This window comes from Echinicola strongylocentroti (assembly GCF_003260975.1).
GTDB lineage: Bacteria > Bacteroidota > Bacteroidia > Cytophagales > Cyclobacteriaceae > Echinicola > Echinicola strongylocentroti.
This window is the reverse complement of sequence record NZ_CP030041.1, coordinates 924,515-940,303: the sequence shown is the minus strand read 5'-3', so window position 1 is coordinate 940,303 and position 15,789 is coordinate 924,515. Positions and strand designations below refer to the sequence as shown.

The following is a 15,789-nucleotide window of genomic DNA, read 5'->3' as shown; positions in this document are numbered from 1 at the left end:
GTTGATTGTTTAATAAAGTACCCAAGTATCTTTGCTTCCGCCCCCTTGAGAGCTATTGACCACCAATGAGCCTTTTTTGAGGGCTACCCTGGAGAGTGCTCCGGGCACGACATCTATTTCCTCACCATACAGGACATACGGACGGAGATCGACGTGCCTGCATTCCACGCTGTCATCTACCAATGTAGGAACAGTGGAGAGGTTTAAGGTGGGTTGGGCAATGTAATTGTCGGGATTTGTTTTGATCAAATTCCGGAATTTTTCATGTTCTTCAGGAGTGGATTTTGGACCGATCAGCATGCCGTATCCCCCTGCTGCATTGGTTTCTTTGACCACAAGATCTTCGATATGGTCGAGCACATATTGGCGGTCGTCTGGCTTCCTGCACAGATAAGTGGGGACATTGTTGAGGATTGGGGTCTCATTTAAATAGTACTTGATGATGTCCGGTACATAGGCGTAGACGGCTTTGTCATCGGCGACGCCAGTCCCAGGAGCATTGGCCAAGGCTATATTTCCTGCTCTGTACGCTTCAAAAATCCCCGGAACGCCCAAAAGTGAATCGGGGTTAAACGCCTCAGGATCCAAAAAAGTATCATCAATCCGACGATAGATGACATCGATCTGTTCGAAGCCTTGAGTGGTCTGCATGTACACTTTTTTGTCCCTGACGATCAAATCCTCCCCAGTGACCAATTCGGCACCCATTTGCAGGGCTAAGTAGGAATGTTCGAAGTAGGCCGAATTATAAATCCCTGGGGTGAGTACGCCCACCACAGGCTTGTCTTTGACACTTAAGTTTTTGAGCATTTCTAAAAGCCGTGTGGGGTAATTAGAAACCGGCATGACACCTGTTTTATTGAGAATATTAGGAAATGCCCGCTTGATGATTTCTCGGCTCTCCAGCATATAGGATACTCCTGAAGGACACCTCAAGTTATCTTCCAATACAAAATATTCCCCGCTCTTGTCACGGATCAGGTCGGTTCCAGTGATGTGGCACCAGATGCCTTTAGGCGGAGTCAAGCCCATGCAAGGTTTTAGAAAATCTTTGCTGTTTTCAATAAGGTCCCGGGGGACAATGCCATCATTAAGGATATTTTGATCGTTATAAATGTCCTGAATGAAGTGGTTTAGCGCATTGATGCGCTGCTTAAGGCCGGCCTCTAGTTGAAGCCATTCAGCATTGGGAATAATTCTTGGGATGACGTCCAAATGCAGGATTTTTTCCAAGCCTTCTTCATTATGATAGACATTAAAGGTCATTCCCATGGCCAACTGGCTTTTGTTGGCCGAAAATTGTAATTGTTTGAGTTTCTTTGGATGTGTCTTTCTTAATAGTTTTTCGAAGGGATGATAATGAGCCCTACAGATGCCGTCTTCTTGAAACATCTCATCATAAAGCCCTTTGCATTGGTAGTTACTTAAATCCATATATGATTCGTTAAAGTTGGTAAAAAATGTACCTATAATTTAACTAAAATTTAATAAAAAGCAAAATATATTTCGTTTTTAGTAATACTTATGGCGTGATTTTTAGTTTTTGTATCGGTATACTTGGTGATTATTTGGTTTTTTCAGGTGTTTGTTACTTTAAGTTCGTGATTTGTACTTGATTAATAAGAGGCGGGACAAGTTTATTGAGGAAATAGCATTTTTAACTTTTTGGGAAAAAAGTAAAACCTGATGGGGTCACTTTAAAGGGAGCGGTCTCTTTAGTACTGTACCGAGAGTAATAACCCAAAACGCCCATGTCAATGAGCTTTGACCCGAAAAATGAAGCAGACTTTTTGAAGCATCCACTTTTCATAAAGTGGCTGTCCCATTCCAATGCTGAATTGGATAGCTATTGGCAGCATTGGCTGGAAAAGCATCCAGAAAAGAAGGAAATGCTGGTAAGGGCCAAGGATTTGGCCAAGTCCCTTTCATGGAAAGAGCAGCACCAAATGCCGCAGGAAGACTTCAGTAGGATCAAAGACAATCTCCTCCATTATCACGTCAAGCAAGAGCAGTATAAGGAAATCGATAACAGTCACTTCAGGTATCCAAACAGGGTGGTTAAATGGTGGCTTCCCATGGCTGCGGCATTGGTGGTGATGGGATTTTTTCTGTTGAGCTATTACGAGATAGGACAAACTGGAGCAAGTGAAGAAGTCCCGGTCGCAGACTGGGTCGTGAGAAAAGTCCCGAAGGGAATGAAGAAAGTATTCCGACTGCCGGATGGCTCCCAAGTGACGGTCAATTCTGACAGTGAGATCCGGTTTCCTTCCAGCTTTGGAGAAGAGCGTACCGTGGAGCTGGATGGACAAGCATTTTTTGAGGTGGTCAAGAATCCCGAAAAGCCTTTTACCGTACAGAGTGGCCAATTGAAAACCACTGTTCTGGGGACCTCCTTTGATATTGGGGCATACCCAGAGGATGACGGGTTTCATGTGGCGGTGGTGACCGGAAAGGTAGAAGTAGCCACTGAAAATGGTGTTTCGGCCACATTACTCCCTGATGAAGCGACTTTTTTTGATGTGAGAGACCTGTCTCTTACGAAAGGAACATATGACTATGATCAGCTGATCGGCTGGAAAGAGCGTATCCTGAAGTTTCGGGAAGAATCCTACAAGCAGGTTTTTGACCGTCTGTCAAGGTGGTACAATGTGGATGTTGAATTGGCGGCAGGAGTGGAGTTCACTGGAAAATATAGTGGAGAGTTCAAAAATGAAAGCTTGGAAAATGTGCTAAAAGGAATGGAGTATTCATTGAATTTTGATTATGAAATAAAAAATGGAAAACTAATTATCAGCAATAAATAACCGACATAGCGTCGAATAACATTAACTAAATAACCCAAAATAATGAAACAAAAACTACTCGTTTTCAGGAGAAAGCTGCTGATGCGGTACCTGTTCCTCTTGATGTGTATGACAGGAGGACTGGCCCACCAGCAAACTTTCGGAAGCCAGCAGAAAGACCTCGAAAGTGTCTTTGTTAGCCTAGCACTGGAGGATGCTCCGGTGGAAAAGGTACTTCGTACCATCGAACAAAAAACGGATTTTAGGTTCGCCTTTGATTTGGATCAAGTGAGGAATACTCCTCTGGTGAGCATTTCAGTGAAAAAGCAATCCTTGCTATCCGTTTTGGAGGATATTTCTTCCAAAACCCACCTAAAATTCAAACAGATCAACAGCACCATCCACGTGTCCAAAGCCTCATCAACAGTCCAAAAAACCGAAGGCCCCTCCCAATTGGATTTCATTCAGGTGACCGGAAAGGTATTGGACGATACGGGAGAGCCACTTCCTGGGGCTTCGGTGGTCGTAGAAGGAGAACCTAGCAAAGGGACGGTGACCGACATTGATGGTAATTATTCCATTGAAGCTGCAGAAGGAGCCACATTGGTGTTTTCTTATATTGGATTTGAATCCAAGAAAGTAGTGGTGGGATCGCAGTCTACCATCAATGTGACCTTGGCCATGAGCACTTCATCCCTAGAAGAGGTGGTGGTAGTGGGCTATGGCACCCAGAAGAAACTTAGCGTGGTAGGAGCCGTGGACCAAGTAGGCCAAGAAAAGCTGGAAGGAAGGCCAGTGGCCACGATGAGCCAAGCTTTGCAGGGTGTTTCGGCCAACCTGATCGTCCAACAACGGAATTCAGAACCTGGAGCAGGAATCAACCTGAATATCCGTGGGATCAGCACATTGGGTGATAATAGCCCCCTAATCGTCATCGATGGGGTAATTGGTGGTGACATCAACTTACTGAATCCCTCGGACATCGAAAGTGTCTCTGTGCTGAAGGACGCCGGTAGTGCCGCGATTTATGGATCTAGGGCCAATAACGGCGTCGTGCTGATCACAACCAAGCAGGGCAAGAAAAATAGCCGCCCAAAAGTAACCTATAATGGCCTGGTGGGGGTCAATACGCCGCAGTTTTTTACCCAACCGGTGCACGGGTATCAAAATGCCATGCTGCGCAATGAATCCGCTTTCAATGCGGGAAGGAGTGAAGCGGTGTTTAGCCCTGAACAAATCCGTCAAATGAGGGAAAACGGCGATACGGAGTGGTTTGCGAAGGAGATTTTTAAGAATGCGCTTCAGCAAAACCATAACCTTTCGGTCTCAGGTGGAGGAGAAAACTCGACCTATTTGGTGTCGGCAGGTTACACCGATCAGCGCAGCAATTTTGTGGGACCTGAAAAGGGATACACACGATATAATTTTCGCATGAACCTTACCAATGAATTTGGCAGGTTCAAGATGAGTTCAAAATTGGCCTATACCAGAAGGCTGATCAAGGACCATAGCTTCTCCAGCGGAACACTGATGGCCGATGCCAACAGGGTACCGTTATATTATACCCAAAAAGATTCCTTGGGAAGGTACCTGACCAATGATATTCTACAACAATTCAATCCCTTGGGGATTCTTGAAAAAGGTGGCTTTAGAGAACACATAGATGATAATGTATTTGGCAATATCAGCGGTGAACTGAAGTTGACCAGCGACCTGAAAATGCGTGGAGTTTTTGGCTTTAATATGTATGCCAATAATATGTATGCCAGGACCACGCAGGTAGATTTTTACCCAAGAGGTATTTACGGGGGAGACCGAAATACCACGGATGAAAACAGAAAAGGACTGGACCTTAACTCCCAGTTGATGCTACAGTATAATAAGCTGTTTTCTGAGCGTCACGAGGTGAATGCCCTGATAGGGGTATCCAATGAAAACCACACTGATCGGGGTGTAGGTATCTATAAGCGATTTACAGACCCTGAGCTGGGCACCCCCATTACGGAGACTATTATTAACCCAGATAGCTATAACTCCAACCAAAGCTCATCTGAAAATAGCTTGAATTCCCTGTTTGGCCGTGTTTCTTACGATTTGGACAAGAAGTATTTTGCAGAATTCAGCTTTCGGTATGATGGCTCTTCCAAGTTCCGTGAAGACATTCGATGGGGCTTTTTCCCATCCGCATCAATAGGCTACCGAATCTCCGAGGAAGATTTTATGAGCAGTTACCGTGATCGTTTCGGAGAGGTGAAAATCAGGTCTTCCTACGGTGTGCTTGGAAACCAGAACGTGGGAAACTACCAATACCAAACCACCTTCTTCACCTTCCAAAATGCCTATGGCTTTAACAATGCCGCGGTGGGCGGAACAGGGTTTAACTATGCCAATCCCAATATCCAGTGGGAGAGAGCAGCCACGTTCAATATCGGTGCCGACTTGGACTTTATGGACGGAGCGCTGACCTTGAGCTTGGATTACTTCGATAAAGTGACCTCTGATATTTTGGTGCCTCCTGCGGTACCAGGGGTGTTTGGTACTTCTTTGCCGGACTTTAATAATGGAAAAGTAAGCAACAAAGGTTGGGAAATCACCACGACCTACCGCCACAGAGGCGACTTGTTTGAGCATACTTTTTCCTTTAATCTGGCCGATTCCAAGAACAAAGTACTGGACTTTCAGGGAGAAGAAAGACTTACCGGCATGGAAGAGCTGCAGGTGCTGCTAAAAGAGGGCTATCCTTTTAATTCCTATGTGGGCCTGAAAAGGGACGGTTACTTCCAAAACGTCGATGAAGTAGAGAATGGTGCCAAACCAGAAGGACTCAATGTCCAGCCTGGAGATAACCGCTACGTGGACGTCGATGGTAATGGCGTGATCAATGACGATGACAAGTATGTGTTTGGCAATCCTTTTCCAAGAATGACGTTTGGATTGACTTATAATGTCCGTGTGAAAGGGTTTGACCTGAATGTATTTGCCCAAGGTGTGGGCAATAGGACCATGATGATCCGTGGAGAAATGGTGGAGCCTTTTCACTATAACTATGGCATGACCATGTACGAGCACCAGCTGGACTATTGGACGCCACAGAATCCTGATGCCCGCTATCCCAGACTGGCCGATAATGGTAGCCAGTCAAATACCAATAACTTCCGAAGGGGATCGGACATGTATTTGTTTGATGCGGCATACTTACGGCTTAAAAACGTACAAGTAGGCTATACCTTGCCGAAGTCGCTTGCTGAAAAACTGGGCATGCAAAATTGCCGTGCGTATCTCTCCGGCCAAAACCTGTTTACCCTTTCCAAAGTGGATTTTGTAGATCCAGAATTATCAGAATTTGACAACAGTATGAGAAGTGGTGGTGCTAATAGTGCCCGTGCTTACCCTACGATGGTGTATTATGGTTTTGGATTGGATATCACCTTTTAAAGAGCTCAGACAATGAAAAAACTCAATAACTATACAATCATGTTATCGGCGTGTTGCACACTGTTATGGACAGGCTGCAAGGACTTGGAGTTGGCGCCGGAAAATACCTTTACGGACCTGACTTATTGGACCTCCGCGGCCAAAGCAGAAAGCATGTTGAATACGGCCTATTCGCAGATGTTTACCAGCAACCGCTTCTTTTTCAATGAAGGGGCTTCCGACAATGCCTTTAATGGCCGCGGAGACAATGCCGGAGCAGCTTCCTTGGCCGCAGGCACCTACGACCCTTCCCTTGGGCGCCTCCAGTCGCAGTGGGACGATAATTACAGTGCCATCAAGACCTGCAATATCATATTGGAAAATATCGATCGTGTGGAGGATATGGACGAAGCCGAACTTGCACGCATCAAAGGCGAAGCACGTTTTATCAGGGCTTATCAGCATTTTCAGTTGATGACCTGGTTTGGAGATGTGCCGCTACTGGACCAAGACATCTCCATCGAGGACGCTCAGACCATTTCCAGAACACCAAAAAGCCAGGTGCTGGAGTTTATCCTGGGAGAATTGGAAGCAGCCAGCGAGGTACTGCCCACCCAGCAGGAATTACCAGAAGCAGAACGGGGCCGCATCACCAGCGGTGCAGCCATGGCACTCAAAGCACGGGTTCACCTGTATGAAGGCCAGTGGCAAGAGGTAGTGGCTACTACCGAGCCATTGATTATGGGAGAGGAATACGGCAGTTATGGACTTTTTCCTTCTTATGAGGGGCTGTTTATGCCTGAAAACCAGTTCAGCCAAGAAGATATCCTCAGCCTGCAGTATGTGCCGCAGTTGCGCACTTGGGCTGAGTTCTTTGACATGGCACCTCTGTCAGCTGGTGCCCGTCTCAATGCCCTGGCACCCACGCAGGAATTGGTGGACAGCTATCTAATGGAAAATGGATTGCCCATTTCTGATCCCAATTCCGGTTATGAGGAGAGTGATCCATATGATAACAGGGATCCAAGGTTGACAGCGACCATTGTTTACCACCTTTATGAATGGGAAGACAATGGCGATACCCATACCATTTATATCGAGCCGGGGACAGATCCGGATGAATCAGCACCGGATGAATATGTGCCGGGTTCGTCATCCACGACGACAGGGTATTATACCCGAAAGTATTTTGATCCCTCGCGCAATACGGATTATGCTTCAGGGCTAAACTTGATGCTTTTTCGCTATGCCGATGTGCTGCTGATGTATGCAGAGGCCAAGAATGAACTTAATCAAATGGACCAGACCACTTGGGACGAGACGGTCAGGGCACTTCGCGAAAGGGCAGGGTTTGAAGCCCCGGCGGCATTGGATTTTGATGCCGATCTTGGCCAGGAAGGTTGGAGAGAGGCGATCAGGAACGAACGGAGAATTGAGCTGGCCATGGAAGGCCTGCGGGTGTTTGATATCCGTAGATGGCGCATTGCTGAAGATGTGCTGAATGGCTGGGCCCACGGCGCCCAGTATGGTCCACCGTCCGAAGACAATGGCTACTTGCGGGTGAACCTTAGGACTTTTGATCCTTCCAAGCATTACCTGTGGCCTATCCCTCGTGATGAACGCAACCTGAATGCTAATTTGACCCAAAATCCCGGCTGGGAATAAACCTGAACAATAACCTGAAAACAATACAACAATGAAAAATACAAGCTATAAACTCCTTTCATTTATGATGGTGCTGCTGGCCTTTTGGGGCTGTCAGGAAGATACTGAGATGCATACGGAAGTAACTCCTGTGCAGGCCTTATATTCTCCAGAAAACAATGCCTATATGAACCTCGGTGCGCAGAGTTCGGCCATATTTGAGTGGGAAGCTGCCAAAGCTGAAGACAATGGTGTGGTACTCTATGATGTGGTGTTTGATGAAGAAGGGGGAGATTTCTCCGATCCATTGTTTATCATTCCGTCAGATGGTAGAGGAATGCAGCGGAGACTGACACTGCCATTCTCAGAGCTGAACAGCATTGCCGAAAGGGCGGGCATCCAACCCGAAGCGGTAGGGAAGCTCCAGTGGTCAGTACAGTCCTCAAAAGGAATTAATGTACAGGAAATCATGGATATCAGAACGATAGAAGTGGAAAGGCCAGCCGGTTTTCCTGCCCCTGATGAATTGTACCTGACAGGTTCTGCCACGGAAGCAGGAGAGGACCTTGGCAACGCCATATTGATGAAAAAGACCAGTGCCAATACCTTTGAAGCGTATACTTCCTTGACAGAAGGATCCTATGCCTTTGCGGAAAGAAATTCCGGTGAACCGGATACTTACTATATCGATGGTGAGAAGCTGCGGGCAGATGGAGAAACAGCATATACAGGTGACGAAAAAGTCTACCGTATCCGGGTCGATTTCTCCAATGGAACCACCGAAATACATGAGATTGGGGAGGTGGAGTTGTGGTTTGCACCGAATGGGGAATTTCTCACGGCACTGCCATATTCATCAAATGGTACCTGGATGGTAGACGACTTTCCGATCGAGTTTAGGCAGGAGGATTGGGGCAGAGATGAGCGGTACAAGTTCCGTTTTATGGTCACTGATGCCGAAGGCAACACCGCCGAAGAGTGGTTTGGAAGTACCAATGGCGACAACCAGCGACCAAATGAAACCACTGGTCCGGCTTATTGGTACATGGTGCCCGTGACCAATGACCGCTGGAACAACTGCTTTAAATTTGCCACCGAGGTGGACAATTCCGCTGCAGACATCCAGGTTATTTTCAATGCCGAAGGGTCTAATTATACACATTCCGTGACCGTGGAATAAGGAAACTATGCTCAGCAGCCCGTCACTGCGAAGAGGAACAACGCGGCCGTCCCTTTAGAGGAAAGGAGATTGCCTTTCATGACTACCGCTGCGATGGCAGTGACGTCGGCTGTTGGGAGAGCCTGATAGTCATTTAGCCAAAGGATTGGTGGATGAAGGAAAAGTGTAAAAAGAGATTATGTATTTCCGCAATGATACCAGTAATCACAGAAATATGAAATAGGTCCTCACAGAAACCACGGAAATCTCAGAAAAGCGTTGTTTCATTCTGGGTTTTCTGTGCGTTCGGCGAGAAATAAAAACTACTGGCAAGAAAGCGTAAAATCAAAAAAGAGATTGACCAAAAAGAAAAAGCAAAACGATGAAAACATATAAAATAGCCTTGTCAATACTAGCGATAAGTGGGGCATTTTCGTCTTGTATCGAAAGTGATTTGGGACCGCTTCGTAAAGATTTTGACCAAGTGGAAGAAGTGCAGTATGATTATGCTGCCACGGCTGATTCGATGCAAAATAGCCTTTATTCCCTTTATATTGCCGAGGATGGAGTCTTTAACTATAACCCCGGGGGAGATTACGGGCAGTATTGGCCAAATGCCCATGCGCTCCATGTTTATGTGGATGCCTATTCCCGGACTGGTGATGGAGCCTATCTGGACAAAATGAAGAGATTGCTCCATGGCATAAGGGACCGAAATGGAGGTGCCTTTTCGAATGTCTTCAATGATGACATGCTGTGGCTGGGCAATGCCTGCGTCCGTGCTTATAATGAAACAGATGATACCGAATACCTGGAAGTGGCTGAATTTCTGTGGGAGGACATTCTGGAGAGCTATAGTGAGGTGTTTGGTGGAGGTATTACCTGGAAAAAAGACACCCCCAATCTCAAAAATGCCGTGTCTAACGGGCCGACTATTGTCTTGGCCACCAGGCTGTACCATGTCACCCAAGAAAAAAAGTACCTCACCTGGGCCAAAGACCTCTACGAATGGCAAAAGGCCAATTTGGTGGATCCCCAGACTGGTTTGGTGTGGGATCATATCGAATTGATCGAGGGCACGCCTACGGTCAAAAAGGAGTGGATATTTACCTATAATGCCGGGACATGGATAGGTTCTGGCCTGCGCATGTACCAAATCACGGGCGAAACGGGCTACCTAATGGATGCCCTTCAGACCGCAGAATCTGCCATGAATAGGTCGGAATTGTCCACAGAAGGAATCCTCAAAAATGAAGGACAGGGCGACGGTGGACTGTTCAAAGGCATCTTTGTCCGTTATTTCACCGAACTGATCCAGGAGCCTGCTGTGTCTGACGGCGATCGGGGTGACCTTATCAGTTTCTTTAAGTTCAATGCAGAAACGTTCTATGCCGATGGTCTCCGCAGGCCAGATATGCTTTGCGGTCCCTATTGGCGTGAATTGCCGGGTGACCAAGTGGACCTCTCTACCCAATTGTCCGGTATGATGTTGATGGAAGCTGCGGCCTTGTTGCAAGAAGAAGGGGTGTTGGAATAGGGAAGGGACTCGTGGTTAGTAGGGAGTTTTGAGTCTTGAGTCTTGAGATTTGAGACATGAGACATGAGACATGAGATTTGAGGCAAATACCGGATTGCATTTGACAAATTCCCCCTATAGGGAGTTAGGGGCATTTTCTTGAGCTGTGCTGGGGCTCCTTTCCAGCACTTGGCTAGTGTCATGTCAACTATAAATTTTCGGGCTGGTTATCCCTCGATTCCGCTCGGGATGATATCGTTACCTGTCTTCCCGAGCGAAGTCGAGGATTATGGCCTCACTTAACATAACAGTAGTCCGGATTTGAAATCCGCAATAATGGAACCATTAGGGAAGGGGGAAATAAAAGTTGAAGTGGCTGTAGGTTTGTTGGTCAATAAGAAAAAATGATCAAAAAGTGCCTAACTTATTATTCTCTCCGGTCTTCATATGAAAAACTTTGTTTGGTAACGCTAAATCGATTAATTTACGAGGGAATTCAATTAATAACCTCATAAAAAGCAACCCGAATACTTGAATGGGATTGCAAAATATAACGAAAAACATGATCAGAAGGGATTTTATCAAAACCAGTGCTGCGGCGTCTTTTGGACTGGCCATGGGACCTGGAGTATCCATGGCTGCAGGGCTTGCCATGAAGGAAACCAACCGTCCACCAAAAGCCCAACGAAACTTTACCAGTAAGGCAGTTGAAAATACCATTGATGAAATAAAGAAGAACATCAAGGACAAGGAACTGGCATGGCTGTTTGAAAATTGCTTTCCAAATACCTTGGATACGACAGTGGAGTACTCCGAGGAAAATGGCGAGCCGGATACCTTTGTCATTACCGGGGACATCCATGCCATGTGGTTGCGAGATTCTTCCGCGCAGGTTTGGCCGTATGTGACCTTGGTGAATAAGGATAAAAAGCTCAAAAAGCTTATCCAAGGGGTGATCAATCGCCACAATGAATGCATCATCATCGATCCGTATGCCAATGCCTTTAACAATGGGCCTACTGGAAGTGAATGGGAGAGTGACCATACCGACATGAAGCCCGAGCTTCACGAGCGGAAGTGGGAGATCGATTCCCTCTGCTATGCTGTCCGCTTGGCCAATGGCTACTGGAAAGAAACAGACGACACCAGCATCTTTGATGACCGCTGGGAAAGAGCCATGAAGCTGGTCGTGAAAACGTTCAAAGAGCAGCAGCGAAAAGAAGATAACGGACCCTACCATTTCCAAAGGACTACCCCAAGGGCAACGGACACGCTTTCCGGGGATGGATATGGTAATCCCGTGAAACCAGTTGGTTTGATCTGTTCTGCATTCAGACCATCGGATGATGCGACCATTTTTCCGTTCTTGGTGCCTTCCAATTTGTTTGCTGTGCAGTCTTTGCGACAGCTGGCGGTGATTTACAAGGAGGTGAAAAAGGACACCTCTTCAGCCAAGGAATGCGAAGACCTTGCTAAAGAGGTGGAGGAAGCACTCCATAAATATGCGGTGGCAGAGCACTTGGACTATGGAAAAATCTATGCTTTTGAAGTGGACGGTTACGGTAACCAGCTTTTCATGGATGACTCCAATGTGCCGTCCTTGCTGAGCATGGGGTATTTGGGAAGTTTGGAAATTGACGATCCGATTTACCAAAACACCAGGAATTTCGTACTGAGCGAAGATAACCCTTATTTCTTCTCAGGAAAAGCTGCCAAGGGAATCGGCGGTCCTCACGTGGGCATGGACTATATCTGGCACATGAGCATCACCTTGCAGGCCATGACGGCGACGGATGACACGGAAATCAAACAGTGTTTGGACTGGCTAAAATCCACACATGGTGGCACTGGGTTTATGCATGAAGGATTCCATAAGGATGATCCCGACAACTTCACCAGAAGCTGGTTTGCTTGGTCAAACACGCTATTTGGAGAGCTGATATATACCCTGTACAAGGAAAAGCCGCATTTGCTGGTGTAATAAATCATTAAAGAGTACCTCTCACAAAGGCGCTAAGATTTTTGTGATCTTAGCAGAGCCTCTGTGAGGGGCTTCCCTTTTAAATTATATAGCATTGAGGTGTCTTTGTACTTAATCCTCAGTACTTGATACTATTACTATTAAACCTATAGAAATAACCTGACCTATGAACCGTTCTTTGAGCTTTAGTATGCTGATCATATTGGCCTTGCAGCTGATGGGCTGTGCCTTTGTTCCGAAAGAGGAAGCGGGATTTTCCCGCTATGTCAATCCCTTTATTGGTACGGCACCTTTGACAGGTCCAGCGCATATTGGCTACACTCCCCCGGAGGGCTGGAGGGTCTGGGCTGGCTTGACCTACCCGGGGTCGTCCCTCCCCAATGCCATGGTGCAGCTGAGTCCCATTACCCAGTTTGGGTCAGGGGCTGGCTATGAATATGAGGATACTGAGATCATCGGATTTACACACACCAATAAGGGACACTGGAACCTCTGCAACATCCCCATTTTGCCGATCAGTCCTGATGCCACGGCACCTTTCAAATCCACTTTTAGCCATGAAAAAGAATCGGCTTCACCGGGCTTCTATGAAGTTTATCTGGAAGATTATAATGTTCAAGTCAGATTGACCAGTACATTACGGGCAGGGGTGCATGAATATACCTTTGAAAACAACCAAGAACGAACGATCTTGTTTGATTTGGCAAAAGCCAATAATGGCGTATCCGATTGGGAAATCACCAATCCTACTGCCAATACCCTGCAGGGATTTCAGCGGGTGGGCCGTGATAAGGTGCATTTTTATGTAGAACTGAGCCAAGATGTGGAAACCATGGAGGTGATCCAAGAAGGCAGTAAGGAGGGCTATGCCAAAATTGCCTTGGCCAATGGAAATGATGCCCCTGTATTGCTTAAAATCGGGCTTTCATACGTCAGTGAGGCCAATGCTAAAGCCAACCTAAAGCAAGAAGTGGCCGATAAATCTTTTGAAGAAGTGCGGTGGGCAGCAGCAAAAACCTGGGATAAACTCCTAGGCCATATCAAGGTAAAAGGTGGTAGTGAAAAGGAAAAGACATTGTTTTACACTTCCCTCTATCGTTCCTTTCAGTGGCCAGCACTTAGGAGTGATGTGAATGGCCAGTTTTTGGACGAGCGAGGAAAAACCAGAACGGAGGACTTCCGCTATTATACCCTGCCTTCTCTCTGGGACACTTACCGAAACAAAGTGGTGTTGTTGGGCATTATGCAGCCGGAGGTGACGGCAGATGTGATTCAGTCGTTGGTAGAGAAAGGTAGTCACAGTGGTTTTATTCCTACGTTTTTTCATGGGGATCATGCGGCGCCGTTCATTACTGGGGCTTATCGCAGGGGGGTTACGGATTTTGAGGTAGAAAAAGCCTATGAATACCTGTTGAACAATGCTTACAAAGAGGGAGGCACCCGTCCACATATCAAAGAGTATATTGAAAAAGGCTATATTGCTGATCCTGATGTGGAAAATCCCCATGTAGAAACCAAGGCCAAAGCAGGGGTTTCTAAAACCTTGGAATTTGCCTACGATGATTATTCATTGGCACAGTTTGCCAAGGTCATGGGAGATGAGGAGCACTACCAAGACTTGATCAAGCGTGGTCAGAATTATCGAAACGTATTCGATCCATCGGTGAATTTTATGCGTGGAAGGCTAGAAAATGGCGATTGGATCAGCCCATTCAACCCAGAATATCCTTACTACGAATACATGTACCGTGAAGCGAATGCGTGGCAACTGTCCTTTTATGTACCTCATGACATGCCCGGGCTAGTGGACATTTACGGTGGAGCTGAGCAGTTTGAAAAGAAACTGGATACCCTGTTTACCAAACCTTGGAATCCTGAGTACATCGCCCGGAATGTAAGTGGGTTTATGGGACAATACTGTCAAGGCAATCAGCCTGATCATGAAGCACCATTTTCGTACTATTTTGTCAACAAGCCTGAAAAATCCCAAGCGGTAATCGATAAGTTATTGGCCGATTATTATGGTATCGGTGAACATGGACTGGCGCTTTCCGGTATGGATGATGCAGGGGAAATGTCCTCTTGGTATGCTTGGGCTGCCATGGGGCTTTATCCGCTCAGTCCGGCTGATCCTGAATATTTGGTGACCGTTCCGGTATTTGACGAAGTGGAATGGACCCTGCCTACAGGCAAATCAGTGGTGATCCAAAATCCCTCAGGAGGAAGAGATTTAAAGGGAATAGAAGTGGATGAAAAGAAAATAGATGGTTACTTTGTTCCTCATGAAGTGTTAGAAAAAGGAGGGACGATAACATTGACCACTGAATAAAAAGCCATGAATAAGAAGGAAACATCATATGCTTTAGGGGTAGACGTAGGAGGTTCGCACATTACCGTTGGGGTGGTGGACTTGGTGAGCCGTACTATTGACAAGGGGCGACTGGAGCGTCATCCGGTGGACTCCAAAGGCAGCATAACCGAGGTCTTGGACGCTTGGGCAGGAGCTATAGCGCCACTTTGTGGGAAAGAGGCTTTGTCTACTATCCAAATAGGGATAGCGATGCCCGGGCCGTTTGACTATGACGCGGGCATTAGTTTTATAGACAGTACACAGGACAAATACGAATCGCTGTACCGCAAAAATGTAAAGGACTTACTGGCCAAAAAACTGGGAATAGCCAATTCCCAAGTGCGATTTAAGAATGATGCCGCCTGTTTTTTGCAAGGTGAGGTTTTTGCCGGCATCGCAAAAGGATACAAAAGGGCCATTGGAATGACGCTGGGTACAGGCGCCGGTACGGCTTATTACCACGGTACAGAAGCGCATGATGCTGCCCGTTGGGGAGAAGAGTTTAGCGATAGCATAGCGGAGGAGTATTTTTCGACCCGGTGGTTTGCCAAAAAGTACCAAGAAGCAACAGGCCAAGAACTTAGCGGAGTAAGGGAATTGGTAGATATGAAGGAAGAAAGTTGGGTGCAAGGGATCTTTAAGGAATTTGGCCATAACTTAGGGAAGTTCTTGGGGAAATTTGCCAGTGAGGAAAATGCAGAGATCATTGTATTGGGAGGAAGTATAGCGCACTCCTCAGCATTGTTTTTACCAGAAACAGCAAAGGTATTGTCCCAATTCCTACAAAACGTTCCTATAAAAAAAAGTATCTTGGGCGAGGAATCTGCCCTGATCGGAGCAGCAAGCTGCTGGTATGAAGAGTGAAATTAAGTCTTGAGAAGTGAGATATGAGAAGTGAGACTTGAGACTTGTGGTTGTGGTTGTGGTTGTGCTGGGTCTCTG

Annotated in this window: 9 protein-coding genes; 8 read left to right on the top strand and 1 reads right to left on the bottom strand. The window is 46.5% G+C overall.

The genetic code is table 11. The features are described from left to right. Positions 1-9: 9 nt before the first annotated feature. On the bottom strand, positions 10-1,434 hold the full coding sequence (locus DN752_RS03540) for a circularly permuted type 2 ATP-grasp protein (RefSeq protein WP_112782704.1): 1,425 nt from the start codon (positions 1,432-1,434) through the stop codon (positions 10-12). 317 nt (positions 1,435-1,751) lie between these two features. Here DN752_RS03540 and DN752_RS03535 point away from each other — a divergent pair, with 317 nt between their 5' ends. From DN752_RS03535 to DN752_RS03500, 8 genes are all read left to right on the top strand, one after another. Beyond that, a complete protein-coding gene (locus tag DN752_RS03535) occupies positions 1,752-2,804 on the top strand; it encodes a FecR family protein (RefSeq protein ID WP_112782703.1) in 1,053 nt (350 codons plus the stop codon). Positions 2,805-2,846: 42 nt separating this feature from the next. Continuing rightward, positions 2,847-6,218: a SusC/RagA family TonB-linked outer membrane protein gene (locus DN752_RS03530; RefSeq protein ID WP_112782702.1), complete on the top strand. Its 3,372-nt coding sequence runs from the start codon at positions 2,847-2,849 to the stop codon at positions 6,216-6,218. Between the two features lie 12 nt (positions 6,219-6,230). Next, the gene (locus DN752_RS03525; RefSeq protein ID WP_112782701.1) at positions 6,231-7,862 is read left to right on the top strand and encodes a RagB/SusD family nutrient uptake outer membrane protein; all 1,632 of its coding nucleotides are present in this window, start codon (positions 6,231-6,233) and stop codon (positions 7,860-7,862) included. Positions 7,863-7,893: 31 nt separating this feature from the next. Continuing rightward, the gene (locus DN752_RS03520; protein ID WP_112782700.1) at positions 7,894-9,021 is read left to right on the top strand and encodes a SusE domain-containing protein; all 1,128 of its coding nucleotides are present in this window, start codon (positions 7,894-7,896) and stop codon (positions 9,019-9,021) included. Between the two features lie 361 nt (positions 9,022-9,382). Beyond that, complete coding sequence (locus tag DN752_RS03515; RefSeq protein WP_112782699.1) at positions 9,383-10,537, top strand: glycoside hydrolase family 76 protein; 1,155 nt, start codon at positions 9,383-9,385, stop codon at positions 10,535-10,537. A gap of 541 nt (positions 10,538-11,078) precedes the next feature. Next, complete coding sequence (locus DN752_RS03510) at positions 11,079-12,497, top strand: glycoside hydrolase family 125 protein (RefSeq protein ID WP_112786405.1); 1,419 nt, start codon at positions 11,079-11,081, stop codon at positions 12,495-12,497. A 166-nt stretch (positions 12,498-12,663) separates the two neighbouring features. Then, a complete protein-coding gene (locus DN752_RS03505; RefSeq protein ID WP_112782698.1) occupies positions 12,664-14,826 on the top strand; it encodes a GH92 family glycosyl hydrolase in 2,163 nt (720 codons plus the stop codon). Positions 14,827-14,832: 6 nt separating this feature from the next. After that, complete coding sequence (locus DN752_RS03500) at positions 14,833-15,711, top strand: ROK family protein (protein ID WP_112782697.1); 879 nt, start codon at positions 14,833-14,835, stop codon at positions 15,709-15,711. Positions 15,712-15,789 lie beyond the last annotated feature (78 nt).